Here is a 17009-nt window from a genome sequence, read left to right as displayed (position 1 = left end):
TCTTACGCCTTGATTATGTCGTCAGCAAAGCTGTCGCCGTAGTCAAGTGTTGATAAATTAAACCACTGGGCAAGGGTTTGACCTATGTCAGCAAAACTTTGTCGTTCGCCGAGTGCGATATTGTCAATCCCCGGTGTATAAGCCAGTACCGGTACATATTCACGTGTATGATCTGTACCTGGTGCTGTTGGATCGCAGCCGTGATCTGCCGTAATAATTAATAAATCATCTTTTTGTAATTTATTAAGTATGGTTGGTAGGAAATCATCGAATTGCTTTAACGCTTCGGCATAACCTACTGCATTACGTCTGTGACCAAATTTTTCGTCAAAATCCACAAGGTTTGTGAAAATCAAACTGTGATCAGGGGCACTATCGATGATCTCAGAGGTTTTCTCTAGTAGATTCATCAAGCCTGGCGCTTTATGTTTCTGAGTTATGCCCTGATGCGCATAAATATCAGAAATCTTGCCAATGCTGATCACTTCACCACCATCTTGCGCCAACTTATCTAGCAACGTTGGTGCAGGAGGTAGCACAGAGTAATCTCTACGATTACCTGTTCGCATAAAGTCGGCACTCGACGTGCCTATAAATGGCCGCGCAATCACTCGCCCTATATTCATATCATCAAGCAGTGCCCGTGCGATTTCACATACTTGATAAAGCTTGTCAAGGCCGAATGATTGCTCGTGTGCGGCTATTTGGAACACACTATCAACTGAGGTATAACAAATTGGCATGCCCGTTTTTACATGCTCTTCACCCAGCTGATCTAAAATAACGGTACCTGAACCGTAGCAGTTACCTAAAATTCCTGGAATTTCAGCGCGTTTGCACAGTTCAGCAACAAATTCTTCAGGGAAGCATGGTTGTGTATTAGGGAAATACCCCCAATCAAATAACACAGGTACACCCGCCATTTCCCAATGGCCAGATGGCGTATCTTTACCACTTGAAAGCTCTTTTGCATAACCCCAAGCTGCCTTTGGCGCTGAGCGTTCTGCCACTTCACACGCTTCTTTACCCGCTGCTTCGCAAGCGTCAACTAAACCAAGTTTAGTTAAGTTAGGTAAAGGGAGTGCTTCTCCTTTATCTTCTTTATATGCAGCTAAAAGGTGCGCAAGGGTATTTGCTCCTAAGTCTCCAAATTGTTCTGCATCTGGAGCGGCACCTACGCCTAAGCTGTCTGCCATCAGGATAATTGCTCTTGCCATAATTTACCTCTTAACTTATGCCAATCTGGAGAATAGATAGTTGCCTCCGAATCAGTGTTGAATACTTTAATAGTTGGTTAACAACAGCGTACAGGACATAAGTCCGCTTTTAAAACTAGACGCTAATTGTCACGAAAATGTCATAAAAGAGCTGTTTTTAGTAAGCGGACATAAGTCCTGTCACAGAAATATCAAAATCGCTAAATTTGCTCCCTAAGCGAAGCAAAAGAGATTATTCGTGTCTTTTTTGCTATTGTGATCTTCCGAGTGAATCAACAGTTGGGTGTGAACTTTAGTGACACGAACAATTATAGCTATTGCTGGTGCATCTGCATCTGGCAAATCTCTTTTTACGCAAACTATTTATAACGAGCTTGTAAATGAGCTAGAAGATGGTTCTATTGCCATCATCGAAGAAGATGCCTATTACAAAGATCAATCGCATTTACCGTTTGAGCATAGAACACAAACAAACTATGACCATCCGGATGCATTTGAACATGAGCTTCTTAAATCGCATTTAGAGCAATTAAGATCTGGTCAGTCTGTAGAAGTACCTAGCTACGACTATGCACAGCATACTCGTAGTAAAGAAACTCGTCAGGTTAACCCTGCGAAAATATTAATTGTTGAAGGCATTTTATTACTCAGCGACCCTGAGTTATGTAAAGAGTTTGATATAAAAGTATTTATTGATACGCCTCTTGATATTTGTTTACTGCGTCGTACGCAGCGAGACATCGAGCAGCGAGGCCGAACACTACAATCTGTTGTGGAGCAGTATCAAGCAACGGTAAGACCCATGTTCTATCAATTTATAGAACCATCTAAACATTCAGCTGATTTAGTGGTTACACGCGGAGGTATGAATCGCGTGGCGATTGATATAATCAAAAGCAAGATAAAATATTTGCTACAAGAATAAAAACGGGAATTTACCATGACAACAATAATGAGCCTAGTGGGCATGATGGCCCTGCTGGGTATTGCATTTGCAGCGTCAACGAATCGCAAAGCTATCAATTTGCGTACTGTTGGGGTGGCGTTTGCACTACAGCTTTTTATAGGTGGTTTCGTACTATTTGTAGAGGCTGGCAGAAACATACTTGACCAATTATCAAGCAAAGTATCAGCAGTAATTGGTTATGCAGGAGACGGTATCGAGTTTTTATTCGGCTCTCTTGCAAAAAGTGACAGTAATATTGGTTTTATTTTTGCGATCCAAGTATTACCGGTCATCGTATTTTTCTCTGCGTTAGTCGCAGTACTTTATCACCTAGGTATAATGACTTGGGTCATTAAAATTTTAGGTGGTGGCTTGCAAAAATTGCTTAAAACGTCTCGTCCGGAGTCGCTTTCAGCAACAGCTAATATCTTTGTTGGACAAACGGAAGCACCTTTAATTGTAAAACCGTTTATCCCAAGCATGACGAAATCAGAGTTATTTGCTGTGATGGTAGGTGGCCTCGCAACCGTAGCTGGTTCTGTTATGGCAGGTTACGTTGCAATTGGTGTAGAGCTTAAATATTTAATTGCTGCCAGCTTTATGGCTGCACCAGGTGGTTTCTTAATGGCAAAAATGATCGTGCCAGAGACAGAAACACCAAAACAGAATTTATCAGATGTCATGTCTGATGAAGAAAAACCAGTAAATGTGATCGATGCAGCAGCATCAGGTGCATCAAGCGGTATGCACTTAGCACTTAATGTCGGTGCTATGTTACTTGCTTTCGTAGCGTTGATTGCATTATTAAATGGTTTGTTAGGTGGAGTTGGTGCTTGGTTTGACCATCCAACTCTAACATTACAAGAGATTTTAGGTTACTTATTCGCACCAGTTGCATGGTTACTTGGTGTACCTTGGAGCGAAGCTGTAACGGCCGGTAGTTTTATCGGACAAAAGCTAGTAGTTAACGAATTCGTTGCTTATCTAGACTTTATGAATTATCGAGAAGGGTTAAGTGCACATACACAAGCAATTGTCACATTTGCGTTATGTGGATTTGCTAACCTTTCATCGATTGCAATCTTACTAGGCGGACTTGGCGGTATGGCGCCGAGTCGAAGAAAGGATATCGCACGCTTAGGGCTCAGGGCGGTTTTAGCAGGGTCAATGGCTAACCTAATGAGCGCCGCAATTGCAGGGTTTTTCCTCTCGCTAGCTTAGAAACTTAACGAGATTTCCCTAAAATTTGCAAAACAATTGGTTGGTTGCTTTAAGGGGTTAAAGTAATCACACTAACTTGAACGATACTTCACCAAAGGGCCTTTATGGCCCTTTTATCGTTTCTGGAACAAGCTATTGTTTCAATGACAAGTTTCAATAGAAAGTTTTTAATGAAAAATATGCCCCCGCTCCTCTGCTATCTCCCTTAGCCTATCTCTTATCAATTAACGTCTGCAGTTTGTCTTGTTTTAAAAAGTTCTCTAAAGATAAAAACAGCGGTTCAGGCAGCTCATCTAACCCAAACCATTGCCAAGCTAGGCACTTATTTGGTTCCATGATTTCGGGCTCGCCTTCAACACCACTTGCCACCAAGTACAAGGTCACATAATGTTTATTTAACGGATTAAATACATCATTAGAAAAGCCTAACGGACTTACTTCAGAGACCTCTAAGCCAGTCTCCTCTAATGTTTCTCTAATAGCACAAGCTTCAATTTCTTCCCCCATCTCCAAGTGCCCACCTGGTGTTGCCCAAGTATTTGCACCATGAGAGCCGATACGTTCACCGAGTAGAATTTTACCATCACGAATAATGACAACTGCGACACCCACCCGAACAAGTTCTGACATAATAATTTTCCTTAAGCACATTAAAAAGCCGCTTTGCAGCGGCTCAGGTTAGATAGGTTTTTAAACTTCTTTCTTGGTTAATACGGCGGCATAAAAACCATCGTACTCAGAGTTAACTCCCGGTTGTAGGTTTAACTCTTCAAGTAATTCAAAATTTGGGTTGTTTTCTAAGAATGTCTGCACTTGCTGCTGGTTTTCACTCGGGAAAATAGAGCAAGTCGCATACACAAGCTTTCCGCCAACTTTACACATCTGGCTGTAACGTTGCAGAATTTCAGCTTGCAAGCTGATCAGTGTATCAATATTTTCAGGTTGTAAATGCCACTTAGCATCTGGGTTACGACGTAATACCCCAGTACCTGAGCACGGCACATCTAACAACACGCGATCAAACTTTTCTTTTAGGCGCTTAATCGTTTTACTGTTTTTGATAAAACGCGTTTCAAGCATATGTACACCCGCACGCTTTGCACGTTTTTTTAGTGCATCTAGCTTATGCTGATGAATGTCCATCGATAAGATGTAGCCTTTATTTTGCATTAGATTAGCAAGATGTAAGCTCTTACCACCCGCGCCAGCACACGCATCAACAACACGCTGGCCTGGTTTTACATCGAGTAATGGTGCGATCTGCTGGGAGCCCGCATCTTGCATTTCAAACCAGCCTTTGCTGAATGCATCTGATTTAAATAAATAGCCGTATTCTTCAACTTCTAAGCAGTTTTCTTGCTCAAGTACTTTGGTGATTGATTGGCTTTTTTTCAAAGACGTTTGTAACGTTGCAGCGTCAGTCTTCAAGGTATTTACACGAAGGTAAGGTTTCGCAGGTACGTTCAGTGCCTGTGCGATATTAACCCAATCATCACCTAGCTCTTGTTCAGCGCGTTGCCAAAGCCAATCAGGGTAACTTTGTTGCTCTGCAGGCGAGGCTTCATCAAGGTTTGCTTTTAATGCATCAAGTTCTAAACCAGCAAATTCTGACCAATTTGGTAACTCTACGCCATTTAACAGCTGATAAGCTTCAAAGTGTAGCCACGGCCAATTCTCATCTGAGGTATCGATATCAAGTGCCGTATTAAGCTGGCGGTGATAACGGATCAGCTCATAGCAATGCTGCACATAATAAGCTTTGGTTGCTTGATTCCAAAAAGCTTGGTTAGCAAGGCCTGCTTCAATTGCTTTATCAGCGTATTGCTCTGTTTCAAAAACTTGTTTAATACAGCTAATAATTGCTTCAACACATTGGCTATCGTTTAACACTCGCCTAACTCCTAAATTCAATAACGACGCGGATTGTAGCTGATTTTGAGATAAGCGACGAGCACAATCCATATAAAACATGTAAGACACCCATTACATTTGCAACAGTTCATTACAAATTCGAACTTGTTTGCTCTGCAATTAAACCTAAGATAGAACCACACCCAGTTCGAGGAAAGGAATTTAAAATGAAACATACGCTTCTATTTATGGTAGCTCTAGGCGCTTCTTATTCAGCGATGGCCGCTAAAGATATACCCATAAAAACAAATCGTACCTTGATTGAGACTAAAAGCCCTATCATGTTTGCGTACCATGATGAAGACGCAAGTTTAGCCGAACTAGATCTCGAAACTATGGAGTTTAATCAACTCGAACTGCCTAAAAATGCGTTCGGTTTTGATTACGGTAAGCTTGCTGGAGCTGACAAAATCAGCGCTTTTGTCATGAATAAAGAAGGCATTTTCTCAGTTGATAAAAATGGCGCAAAAAGAATACTTGCTACTAACGCCTTGCTATCAAAGCTAGAATTTGAAGAGTTTGAAAAAATTAACTTTATCAGCGATATCAATAACGACGGACTAAGCGATATTATTCTGCCAGACCTGACTCATTCTGAAATTTATTTACAGAACTCAGATAAAACATTCACTAAACACAGCTTCAATACTCAACCTAAATATTCAGGAAATTTTAGCAGTGGCAAATTACGTTTAGATATCGATTTAACCATGGTACCTAAAGTGTTTGATATCAACCAAGACGGACTAAACGACTTAGTATTTCATGACAAAGAAAAAATAGATGTGCTTTATGCAACTAGCTCAGGTTACCAAAACTCATTGCAAACTTTAAAACTCCCTGTAGAAACCGGAAAACTTGATGGCGTCGAAGCCAACCGTAGAATATCAAAACTGCTCGACATTAATAATGACGGTAAACTCGACCTAGTAACCCGTTATGCGCCTATAGTTGAAGGTATGGACTCATTAGATGTAGAGCTAACCTTTCAAATCTTCTACGGCAAAGATAATGGTATATTTGCAACTACCCCGCTTACGCTACCAAAAGCATCAGGCACCAGCCGCTTTGAATTTGAAAATGACTTTAATGGCGATGGCAAAAATGAATTGCAAAAATTCCATGTCGATTTTGGCCTTGGCACCATCGCATCAATGGCATTAGGCGGTGGTAGCACCGATGTTGATGTAGAAATCAGTTTTTACGCACAAAAAACTGATGGATCTTTCTCTGATGAACCAGATTCAGAAAAAGAAGTTGAAATGGAAATCGGAATGGGCAGTGGTGATATGGCATTGACCTACTATACTGGTGATATTAACGGTGATGGTAAACAAGATGCGGTTTTTAAAACTGGCAGTAAGACACTCAGTGTTTACTATGGTCATGCCGAGACAGTTTTAAATAAAAGGCGCAGTAAAATTAAGCAAAAACTGCCAGAAGACGGTAACGATATCAAACTTGTAGATATAAACAATGACGGCAAACATGACTTTGTTCTTCACTTTAAAGATGATGATGGCAAAAGTACCATTAAAACCATTTTAAATTAATTGTTCACAGTTAAAGCTGCAATTGGGAGTACTTCAGGTACTCCCTTTTTTTATTTCGAATAAACGGTGTTTTAGCCCAGTAATAACTTGTAGTGTCAAAATTATTTCATTATCTTTAATAATAGAAAAAAGAAAAATAAATCGGTGACTTCAGTGCAGTACCTTCCTCTCACAACTGACCACTTTCAAGACGTGATCACTTTGGCGAACCTTGTTCATGGTGATAATTATATGGACGAAGCGAGTCTCTCAAAAATGCATCAACAAGGTATTAAGCATGAGATAAATGCCAGCTTTGTGGCAATTAATAAACAAAATGAACTCGTCGGTTTTAGACTCAGCTATGCTGCTGAACAATGGGACATAGACAAATGGTGTAGTCCTAAACTTTGGCCTGTTCTTCCTTCGCAGATGGCTTATTTCAAATGCATTGCAGTGTCAGAAAAAGCCCAAGGCCAAGGGATCGGCCCCAAATTACTTCATGCTTCTATTGTTGCTTTAAGACAACAAGGTGCTTTAGCTGGTGTTGCCCATTTATGGAAACAAAGCCCAGGTAATGGCGCAGTGAAGTATTTTACCAAAGCCGGTGGTGAATTAGTCAAACTGCACGATAACCGCTGGACTGAACTGTGTGATACGCAAGGGTATGTTTGTACTGTATGTGAAAACAGTTGCCAGTGCCAAGCTGCGGAAATGGCTTTATTGTTTTAAGCCATGCACATATCAATTGCGCGATAGTTAAATCGCGCAATGTTAGTGTTATCCTTTCAAAAACATTTCGGCCTTTAAAGTTTGTTTACCAAGGGATTTGCTCCCCTTTATAACTGTAAAACCCACCACTTTGCTCTTCGCTTAAAGACTCAATGACTTGTTTTAAGCCAATAGCAGATTCTTGCGCGCTTATTAGGGCATTCGGCCCACCCATTTCTGTTTGAACCCAACCCGGATGCAGCGCTACCGTTTTAATGCCTTGTGGCAATAAATCATTTGAAAGGCTTTTAACTACTGAGTTTAAAGCCGCTTTTGAACTGCGGTAAATGTATCCTCCACCTTTGGTATTCTCAGTATGGCTACCCACTCGTGATGACAGTGCGGCGATTATTTTGAGTTCACTATTTAAGACTTGCGAGACAAAAGCTTCTGCCAGTTTGGTTGGCGCAATCACATTGGCTTCAAATACGTCACGCCAAGCATCTACATCGCAATTACCAAAGCCATAACCTTTAGGGCCATATAGCCCGGCATTATTTAACAGCACATCAATTTTTAGGTCATACAATGTCGAGCTCAACACTGCCATTTGTTGATAATCAGTAATGTCTAATTCATAAACGTGAAGCAGCTTATAGTCAGCTTTTAATTGATTAAGTTCATCTGCACATTTAATGTCTCTGCAAGTCGCAATGACTTGCCAATTATCTTTTAAAAACACCTTGCTAAGTGCTAATCCAATGCCACGATTTGCACCTGTAATAAAGACTGTTTTCACGCTAGTTCACCTAATATACCCAAACTTCCTAAAGATGCATGATTCAGAGCGCTGCCTTCAGTTCTAGTTCAAGGAAAAGGACGCAGCGTAATGACGCGTCCTTTCCAAGTTCTTTGACAATGAAATAGGACTGAAAGCACGCTCCCTTGGGCGAGTTTGATTGGCTTTCATACTGCGTTATCAATTTTCGATTTAGAACCACTAGACCTTCAAATCGATGCCTTGTCTGACAGCCAATCAATTCTCGCTGAACCTCGTATCTTGAGGTGGTTTAGTTATATATTCAATACTTTGTGTCATTTTGCCATTTTTACATTTGCCATAACAACCCGGCTTTCGAGGACAGCTATTTCCGCGAATACAAATAACTCTGAGTTCCGAGTTTAAGCCCCGCTCTATCCAATTGATATTGAGAATACGTGCCACACTTAATAATTGCTGGCGAATATTATGCGGTACAACGGTTGAACCGCCATGTTTAATACATAACCCCTGTAAACTCTCAACTAAAGCTTGTGCATCGGTGCCTTGTGCATCAATGGCAGGGTTTAAGTCTATGCCCATACACAGCACATGTTTTTCACCTGCTAAGTCTTCAACTAACACTGACTCACAGCAATATAAGCGAGTTTTGCCATCAACGCTTAAAATCGACAATTGCGCACTGCTCTGACTCGACATTTCATCAAACTTTCTAAACACAGCCCAATGCTGACAAGGATCTTCAACCTGACGCATATTCCCCCAAGGCAGAGGAATACCATTGCCTCGATATACCGCTTTTAACTTGCCCGGTTTATACGCATCAAAATAATGCCAATGCGGATAAGGTGACACCACTGTCATGCGACGCATTGCCACAGACACCGAAATATCGAGTTGTTTATGAACCGAAATATCGTAGCCGTAGCTGTCGAGTAATTGCCTAAACGGCGCTTTAGGACACAGTAATGCGCCAGCAAAAAAACTGGCTTCAAAATCTTGCCAGGCTTGAAGAATATCTTGCGCATTAGGTGTGGTATGTAACTCGGTTTCTTTTTGCTCAGCACCACCTATTGATAAAACGCATTTCACCCCGTCTTGGTTGTGTAAAACCGCATGACCAATATGTACAGCCAAGTCGTATTTCAAACGGCTTTCTTTACTCTTCAATTTTTCATTTAAAAACACAATATTCGGTGCTCTTAAAAAAGAACTCACTAACCTAGACTGATTAACTTGTTTTACTTCGTTGTGCTTATCTTTTTCACTAAACCATCTAATTTCTAAGCCTTTTTCTTGCGCTATACGAATTAAATCGCTCGAAGACAAATAAAGGTTTTTATTACCGACCTCTTCCGCTGCACGCTCTAAATCAGGAAAATGGTTTTGATGGTGCTCTTGATGAGCACGAATTAATAAGTGCGCAAATTGACGGCCACTTATTCCCGTTTGAGACAGCATTTCGGGAATAGCGATTTGTAAAATGTCATTACTGAACAGAAAGTTAGGCTCGAGCGCCATACCTGTGATCCCGCCACTTCGGCCTTTATCTGGGGTAATGGTGTCTTTTTCAGGTTCACTGTCTAAAAACCACTCAACGGGCTTTTGAAAGACTTGCGCTAAGTTTTCAAGCATTTCTTGGCTCGGCGTGCGCTTGCCCCGCTCGATCATAGATAAGTAAGAAACAGAGGGCGCAGAATAGGCATCAACTCTGACACATCGACTCGATAAATCTTCTAACGTTAAATGATTCCGTTTTCTTAAATTACGTATTTTGGTCCCTAAAAAGTGAGATTTTCGCATTAAAGTTGATGATTTTTTCACTATATGCCCCTGCTTATAATTTATTCATAGAGTAAAAATAGCAGGTTTTGTAAAATTTACACTGTGAAATTCTTTTTGTGAAATTATAAAAAATATTCACATACACTCATTTCAACAGCCAACAAAAATTAAATGATGAATGAGGTTACGATTATGACAGCACTAACTCACGGCGAATTAACTGATCAAACATGCCAAAAAATGACGCTTGCAAAGCAATACCTTGATGAGCATTGTCCACTTGATCAAGGCTCACATACCCAAGTTACGCATTACCTAGTTTACTATAATCACCTAATGGCATTTTTTGCTGATGGCAGCCATTGTGGCCTCAAACAGCCAAAACAATTTGTCGCTTTATGTGGTCACCGCGATGATCCCACAGCTATTTTACTTAAGAAAAAAGATGAGCTGCATATTGAATTGTCTTTCAATCGCCGTGGTGACACAGGACAAATTGACATTGCGCACATTGATGACATTCAAATGGAAACGCAATTAAGCGCGGTAGAAAGCAATAAAGAAGCGACCCAACTTAAACGTCTTTGGATCAGCTTCTTAACGGGCATTGAGTATTCTATTGTGAGAGACGGACAGTCAAAAACCTACACAGCTAAAGATGGTAGTGAATACTTGTTATAAACATTAAATCAAGCTATTACTCTTGCCCAATCATGTATTGCAGTTGCTGAAGGACTTTTTCACCTTTGTAACTGCTTTCATGTGGTGTGTTATGCAATTTAGTGTATTTAATTGTTTTCTGGCAATCTAAATAAGAAATCTCAGTTGCTTTATTATCAGAAATTGTAACTCCTTCAACACTTGCCTCACTTACTTGACCAGAACAGCCATTTACATTCATAAAATGTGCTAACGTGCTATCTAAAGATGAAATCCCCCGTCCACCTTCAACTGGTACCTCAGCATCTTGAGGATTATGCATGTGATGAATAGTCAAGGGAGTTGAGTTAGTACAATAGCTAATACTCCCTCTTAATTGCCCTGCAATACTAACTATTCCTGCTAACTTATCAGGGATTTGACAAGCCAATTTATAAGCCATGAACCCGCCAGCTGAATACCCCATAACTACCACTTGATTAGAAGGAATATTCTTATCATTCACTATAGAGTCTATTAACTCTGTGATATAAGACACTTCTTCATTATCTTGGTTTTCTTCAGTCACCTCGCTATTCCACCCCCAAAAAGGATCGCTGCCCTTCAAGACAAGCGTTGAAAAATTATAATCAGAGTTTAATGTTTGCATGCCAAAAATATTGCTGACTTTTTCTGGGCTTCCTGGAGAACCATGCAGTAATATTGCTAAACCTTTAGGAGAACCCACATTTGATAAAAATGCTTTTCTGCCTTCTGTTTCTATGCATTCAGAGCCCTCTATCACTGAAAAACCCAAGCAAGTTTTAGTTTCACTTGTCTGCGAATTTCCAGTTGAAATTTTTGTACTGTCAGAGTCATTACTACTGCTACTGCTACTGCCACCTCCCCCACCACAAGCACTTAAAAAAGGAACCAATGACAATGCTAGAAAGATACTTTTATTATTGAGTTTCATTTTTTATCTCCGTTAAATAACTTTGGAGATACTTAAAATAAAGCTATTAAAAAACAATAAACATGTGCTAATTTAAAAGTGATGAAATTATAATTACAATATAAAACAATGATTTACAAATTTTCTAATTTCACTTTAGATAGAAAAAACTTTACCCTTAAATTAAATAGCAAAAATGTACTTCTTGAGCCTAAGGTTTTTTCTTTATTGTGTTTCTTCTGTTTAAACGCTGGAAAAGCGGTATCTCGTGAAATGCTAATAAGTAATGTGTGGGATAATCGGGTTGTGAGTGATGCAGCAATCAACAGAGCAATAAGTGAATTAAGAAAAGTATTACCTGCTGATAGTATTGAAACCATTCCCAAAGTTGGATACCGATTCAAACACGAAGTAAAAGTGGAAAAATATAGAAATTATAATATTCACGCTATATTCAATTTTACAAAAAGTTTTCTCTTCATTTTATTTTTAACTTTTATAACTGTATCAACATTCTTGTATCTACAAAAAAGTCATGCTTCCTATGAGGTTAAAGTAAAGATACTTGACCCACTTGATACTCAAAAAGATTTATCATATCGAGGAAAATATTCCTTATCTGATAAAAATAAATATTATCTTTCAAGAGTTGCCAATTCTAATTCACAAATATGGCAGTATTCAGCTTCATCAGATTTACGAATCACAAATGACGAATTCTATTATCTAGACTTTGTCAGTATTGAAAAGCAAAAAATCATTGCGAGTAGATACAACAATTTAAATGAGCGAAAATGTGAAATTGTCATAATAGATCCCAACCACAAAAATATTCAGCCACTACTCCCCTGTGCTGCGAGAGGTCTTATTCAGTTAGATTATGATGACAAAAGAAAGCGCTTATTCTTCAATCATCGTTTAGCAGTAAATTCCCCCTACTCTGTTTACTCTTTTGAGTTAAATAGCAAAAGGCTAAAGCAACATAGCCATGCGCTCAATGTTGGTAATGCAATTGGTGATTTTGCTTTTGACTATGATAAACAATCAAACCAATTAATTATCTTAGAGTACTTACACTCAGGAAGTTTTCAACTTAAGCAAGTAGATTTAGACACAGCAAAACAGACTAATATTTTAAAATTTTCGAGTGCAATTGATGTTGCATGGTATTCTGATTCTTTAGTGTTGGTTAGCCAAAAAAACAAAACTTTGTTGGTTGATATTAATTCAAAGTCTATTTTGCAAGAACTTGATATCAAAGCAACTAAAATAGATGTTAATAAAACAAGAGACAAGTTGCTAACACACAACTTTGGAGCTGTAAGAAATATTTATAAGTCTTCTAACAATACACTCAAAAAGCTGACTTTATCTGAAAGAGATATCACTGATTTTGTTTTAAGCCAGCAAGGTGAGCTTCTTGTTTATAAAACTGGACGACATGCCAATTCAAAACTGTGGGTGGAAATAGCCAATTCAAAAGCGGTTAATATTACTCCTGATGCACCTTTGCTTTCTATCTCTAGCTTAAAGCTCAACAGTTCAAATACAACGCTCGCTGCAGTCATTGACAATACGCTTAAGCTGTATGATTTTCAGCAGAATGAATGGAAACAACTGACAGAGCCAAACTTAAAAGTGCATCATATCGGACAATTTAGTAGCGATAAGATAACCTTCTCAGCTAACCTAGACTCAGATTGGCAAATTTACTCTCTTCAATTAAAAGATAAATCGCTCAAGCAAATTACAAAATTAGGGGGCTACTCTTCTCAATCATCCAATGATGCTCAAACACTGGTATTCAGTAAATTCAACGAAGACGGACTGTTTGCCTTGTCTGAAGATGGTAATGAAAAGCTTCTTTATGCTGGCTTTAAATTAACATCATGGAAAAATTGGCAACTCATTGAAGATAAAATTTATATAAAAGAAGGCGATGTAATAAAAGTGATTCAAAGCAATACCGGTGAGTTACTGACTGAAAATGAAATAAAAGGTGCACTGCAAATTAATTTTACAGCGAATCAAGAAGAATATTTTGTATTAAAGAGTGACCGAACCAGTAGTAAGATATTTGAGTATGCCATAAATTCAGATTGAAATAATGAGTACTGAGAGGCTTCACATATTGTGATATTTTTATATGCTACTTGAAGCTGTATTTCGCTTTCATAATATCTAGAGCATGATTAAACCTTTCATCTACTAGTAAGCTCGAAATTATGTTAAATGACGCTTCTTACTCTTTTGGACTGAGCAATGCCCGATAATATTGCTCATGCGGTGTTTTAGAATAATGGAGCTGACTTTTCCAGTCAGGGTGTATTTTGAAATAATAATTCAAAGTCGCTTGGCTTATCACGGCAAGGTCAAGTCGCTGCTTAATTAACATTTCGAGTAATTGTAACTCAGAGCTGGTCGGCGTTAACTTTGCTTTACCTTCTTTTATTACTGGGGCAACCCTAAAATAGTGATATCCTCTCACACCACTGATATTTTTATTAGTTAAAGAATCTTTACTTGTGTACTCAAATGGATTTGATTTCGGTGATACAAACTCATCTTGATCAAATTATATCGGCTGAGTCCACAGAAACTTTTCTTGCTTCTTATCTTTAAACCAAACGGGATGAACACCCAAAATCATGCCATCTAAAGTGTTATTTTCGATTTCACAATCTACACGCTTTCGTGGCACAAATTTCGGAATAAACTGAAACTGGCTTTGGTGTAAATTTAATAATTCAACTAGCTCAAAGTAAAGCCCGGTTTCTAGTTCGAGTTGCTCAATATAAGGGCTTTAAATGATAAATATAAATAAAAACTTTTCAGGAATGCGCAAACTTTCACCTGATTGCTCCGCACAAGCGCCAGTCTGGTAGAAAATGCAGAAGCATAAAGTAATAGCCAATAAAAAACGCACGTTTGCCCTAAATGTAATTAATCATTAGATATTCATAGACTAAAATATTGAATCTTAAAGCAATTAACTTTTTTTCAATTCATGTTTAGCTCGAACTAATTGAGTTTCAATGAAGTCATTTTTTAATGCCATATAAGTTTGCATATTGTTATCGCATTGTTTTACCGCATTTAGCTTAATTTCACTATATTGTTCAGCTATGTTTGGGTCACTGCGTAACAAATCTCTAAAAATTCGATGATGGTATGCATGCTCATGTTCAGGCTCAAATATATGTAAATGATGTGTGCGCTCTAACCCACCTTTTTGAAAATAACGTCTGCCCTCAATGCCATTTTCACCCTTCGCTTTGTAGCCAACAAGTGCTAAAGCCTCATTTAATGCATCTACTGCATGCAAACTTTTTACTTCAATTAATATATCAATAATCGGTTTAGCACTTAAGCCAACTACCGAAGTACTGCCTATGTGTTCAATAGTAATAGCTTGCTCACCCAGCACATTTTTCAAAAGGTTTTTTTCATTCTGAAATAAATGTGGCCACTCAGGGTTATAAGGTAAAACAGTAATTATTCGTTGATTTTTCATTGGAACATAAAATCCTAAGTTAGCACCTTTACATATAAGAATTCTGCTTTTCCCTAAATAAAGAATTAATATTTTTGATATTTTATATCGTCTATTTTTACTTCTACCTTGAATGCAGCACTACAAATCCGAAAGAGCCCAGTAACAAAAGTTAAAGAATGTAAACATTACAACTATTTGTTTAAAATGAATAAAATGTATAAAAAACATTAATAACACTGAAACCAACACATTTTTTTTACATTAATATTTGTATTGGGTACGCAGTTTTATGTAAATTAATGCTTGTTTAATAGAGGCAATAACATGAAACGTATTCTAACACTGTCATTTCTTTCTCTCGCCGTCATTGCAGTTTATCTTCTTTATGACAATTCTAACTCAAAGCAACCAAAGCAATCAGTTCTAGTAAAAAGCCAACCAAATGACTTTCAACAAGACCTGGTGCCCATAACTGAAACAATCAAAGCCAAGCCTGAAAATAATCCAAGCACAACTGATCTTCCAACTCCTTTCTACGCAGTAAACAGACTATCAGATGAGGCCAAATCAGTACTTACGGAAGCAGGTGTATTACCGGGAGATCTTAATAATGAAGCATATATTGAATTCGATTTACCAGCTTTAAGAAAACTAGAATACGGTGATAATTTCGAATTAATGATCCCTCAAACTTCAGAAACATTTATTGCAGAAGTTACTTTTGTTGATACCGCAAGCAATGGTGACAAGAGTATTTTTGGAAATGTCACAGGTGCTGATGGTCGTTTTCATACAACAGTTCTTACTGTTGGGAAAAATGCAATATATGGTCAATTTACCGCTCCTAGTGGTAACTATGTTTTCGAATCAAAAGATCAGTATGGATGGATTGCCGCAAAACGTGACTTATACAGAAAACATGTTGAGTTCGAGCACTCTGAGCATTCACACCACTCAGATGCACAACACGCGGAGCAACAAAATACTGACATTTTTGCTCCTAAATTAAATAAAAATGACAAGTAAGGAAATCAGATGAAAACATCACTTAAAACACTGATCGCAACATCTGCAATTGCATTCTCTAGTTTAGCTTCGGCTGTGACTATTGATATAGGTGTTTTATACACCGACCAAGCAGCTGCAAAAACAGCAAACATCACAACAAAAATCAATCAATTAATTGCCTTCTCAAATCAAGTTTATCAACAAAATGGCGTTGATATTCAATTACGTTTGGCAGGAAGTCAAAATTTAGGGAATTATGCCATTACCCCTGAATCATCTTGGTTGAATGCAGTAACAAATAGTAATTATGTTACTAACTTACGTAACTCTTGGCGTGCAGACATGGTTGCAGTGTTAGGCACAGGAGAGAGCGCAGGAAACGGTCTAATCTCTTGTGGTTTAGCATGGGTAGGTCAAGGCAACAACGGTAACTTATATAGCTCTATGAGCGATCGTATGTTCAGTATTACAGCAATTGACTGTGGTGCGACTACTTTTGTCCATGAACTAGGCCATAACCAAGGTTTAGCACACTCACGTAAACAAGGCGATACATCTGGTGGAGTCTATGTTGACGGCATGGGGCATGGTGTACAAAACAATTTTGCAAGTATCATGGCTTACCCTCATGTGTTTGGTTCTGCAACTCAGTATGACTATTTTGCAAATCCAAACTGGTCTTTAGGTGGTGTACCTTATGGCGTTGTTGGTCAGTCTTATGGTTGGAAAACTGTAAACGACACAAAATATAGTATTGCAAACTTCAAATAAAACTAAAATTTGAGGCACTCTTTTGTGCCTCATTAA

The 17009-nt window shown here is 38.5% G+C and carries 16 protein-coding genes; 8 read left to right on the top strand and 8 right to left on the bottom strand.

Features of this window, described 5'->3' with window-relative positions:
- Window positions 1-2: 2 nt before the first annotated feature.
- Window positions 3-1217 carry a phosphopentomutase gene (locus CWB72_RS14875; RefSeq protein ID WP_138632939.1) on the bottom strand — a complete coding sequence of 405 codons (1215 nt, stop codon included), beginning with the start codon at window positions 1215-1217 and terminating at the stop codon, window positions 3-5.
- Between the two features lie 295 nt (window positions 1218-1512).
- On the opposite strand from CWB72_RS14875, the gene udk reads away from it, so the two are divergent.
- The gene (gene udk, locus CWB72_RS14870; protein ID WP_058032252.1) at window positions 1513-2142 is read left to right on the top strand and encodes a uridine kinase; all 630 of its coding nucleotides are present in this window, start codon (window positions 1513-1515) and stop codon (window positions 2140-2142) included.
- Window positions 2143-2157: 15 nt separating this feature from the next.
- Window positions 2158-3384: a NupC/NupG family nucleoside CNT transporter gene (locus CWB72_RS14865; protein WP_138632936.1), complete on the top strand. Its 1227-nt coding sequence runs from the start codon at window positions 2158-2160 to the stop codon at window positions 3382-3384.
- A gap of 210 nt (window positions 3385-3594) precedes the next feature.
- Here the strand turns inward: CWB72_RS14865 and CWB72_RS14860 are convergent, their stop codons facing one another.
- Together CWB72_RS14860 and CWB72_RS14855 are read right to left on the bottom strand one after the other, a co-directional pair.
- A complete protein-coding gene (locus CWB72_RS14860; RefSeq protein ID WP_130253717.1) occupies window positions 3595-4014 on the bottom strand; it encodes a nucleotide triphosphate diphosphatase NUDT15 in 420 nt (139 codons plus the stop codon).
- A 60-nt stretch (window positions 4015-4074) separates the two neighbouring features.
- Window positions 4075-5355 (bottom strand): RsmB/NOP family class I SAM-dependent RNA methyltransferase, encoded by a 1281-nt coding sequence (locus tag CWB72_RS14855; RefSeq protein WP_252371572.1) that lies wholly within the window; start codon window positions 5353-5355, stop codon window positions 4075-4077.
- 107 nt (window positions 5356-5462) lie between these two features.
- Here CWB72_RS14855 and CWB72_RS14850 point away from each other — a divergent pair, with 107 nt between their 5' ends.
- Both CWB72_RS14850 and CWB72_RS14845 read left to right on the top strand, forming a co-directional pair.
- Window positions 5463-6848, top strand: a complete 1386-nt coding sequence (locus tag CWB72_RS14850) for an FG-GAP repeat domain-containing protein (protein ID WP_138632933.1) — start codon at window positions 5463-5465, stop codon at window positions 6846-6848.
- Between the two features lie 153 nt (window positions 6849-7001).
- The gene (locus tag CWB72_RS14845) at window positions 7002-7559 is read left to right on the top strand and encodes a GNAT family N-acetyltransferase (RefSeq protein WP_138632930.1); all 558 of its coding nucleotides are present in this window, start codon (window positions 7002-7004) and stop codon (window positions 7557-7559) included.
- Window positions 7560-7644: 85 nt separating this feature from the next.
- Here the strand turns inward: CWB72_RS14845 and CWB72_RS14840 are convergent, their stop codons facing one another.
- Both CWB72_RS14840 and CWB72_RS14835 read right to left on the bottom strand, forming a co-directional pair.
- Window positions 7645-8337, bottom strand: a complete 693-nt coding sequence (locus CWB72_RS14840) for an SDR family oxidoreductase (RefSeq protein WP_138632927.1) — start codon at window positions 8335-8337, stop codon at window positions 7645-7647.
- Window positions 8338-8574: 237 nt separating this feature from the next.
- Window positions 8575-10143, bottom strand: a complete 1569-nt coding sequence (locus CWB72_RS14835; RefSeq protein ID WP_138632924.1) for a DUF3612 domain-containing protein — start codon at window positions 10141-10143, stop codon at window positions 8575-8577.
- 153 nt (window positions 10144-10296) lie between these two features.
- Here CWB72_RS14835 and CWB72_RS14830 point away from each other — a divergent pair, with 153 nt between their 5' ends.
- Window positions 10297-10785 (top strand): malate synthase, encoded by a 489-nt coding sequence (locus CWB72_RS14830; protein ID WP_138632921.1) that lies wholly within the window; start codon window positions 10297-10299, stop codon window positions 10783-10785.
- A gap of 16 nt (window positions 10786-10801) precedes the next feature.
- Here CWB72_RS14830 and CWB72_RS14825 read toward each other — a convergent pair whose 3' ends face one another.
- Window positions 10802-11719 carry an alpha/beta hydrolase family esterase gene (locus CWB72_RS14825; RefSeq protein ID WP_138632918.1) on the bottom strand — a complete coding sequence of 306 codons (918 nt, stop codon included), beginning with the start codon at window positions 11717-11719 and terminating at the stop codon, window positions 10802-10804.
- A gap of 108 nt (window positions 11720-11827) precedes the next feature.
- Here CWB72_RS14825 and CWB72_RS14820 point away from each other — a divergent pair, with 108 nt between their 5' ends.
- A complete protein-coding gene (locus CWB72_RS14820) occupies window positions 11828-13801 on the top strand; it encodes a winged helix-turn-helix domain-containing protein (RefSeq protein WP_138632915.1) in 1974 nt (657 codons plus the stop codon).
- A gap of 139 nt (window positions 13802-13940) precedes the next feature.
- On the opposite strand, the gene CWB72_RS14815 is transcribed toward CWB72_RS14820, so the two are convergent.
- Window positions 13941-14186: a hypothetical protein gene (locus tag CWB72_RS14815; RefSeq protein ID WP_138632912.1), complete on the bottom strand. Its 246-nt coding sequence runs from the start codon at window positions 14184-14186 to the stop codon at window positions 13941-13943.
- A 501-nt stretch (window positions 14187-14687) separates the two neighbouring features.
- Entirely contained in the window at window positions 14688-15212 is a 525-nt protein-coding gene (locus CWB72_RS14810; protein WP_138567462.1) for a GrpB family protein, read from the bottom strand.
- A gap of 306 nt (window positions 15213-15518) precedes the next feature.
- Here CWB72_RS14810 and CWB72_RS14805 point away from each other — a divergent pair, with 306 nt between their 5' ends.
- Window positions 15519-16220 carry a hypothetical protein gene (locus CWB72_RS14805; RefSeq protein WP_130253726.1) on the top strand — a complete coding sequence of 234 codons (702 nt, stop codon included), beginning with the start codon at window positions 15519-15521 and terminating at the stop codon, window positions 16218-16220.
- A gap of 9 nt (window positions 16221-16229) precedes the next feature.
- Window positions 16230-16973 carry a zinc-dependent metalloprotease family protein gene (locus CWB72_RS14800; protein ID WP_138632910.1) on the top strand — a complete coding sequence of 248 codons (744 nt, stop codon included), beginning with the start codon at window positions 16230-16232 and terminating at the stop codon, window positions 16971-16973.
- Window positions 16974-17009: the final 36 nt, after the last annotated feature.

The organism is Pseudoalteromonas phenolica (assembly GCF_005886345.1).
Taxonomy (GTDB): Bacteria; Pseudomonadota; Gammaproteobacteria; order Enterobacterales; family Alteromonadaceae; genus Pseudoalteromonas; species Pseudoalteromonas phenolica_A.
Note: the sequence above shows the minus strand (reverse complement) of the source record. Positions and strands in the feature narration are given on the sequence as shown.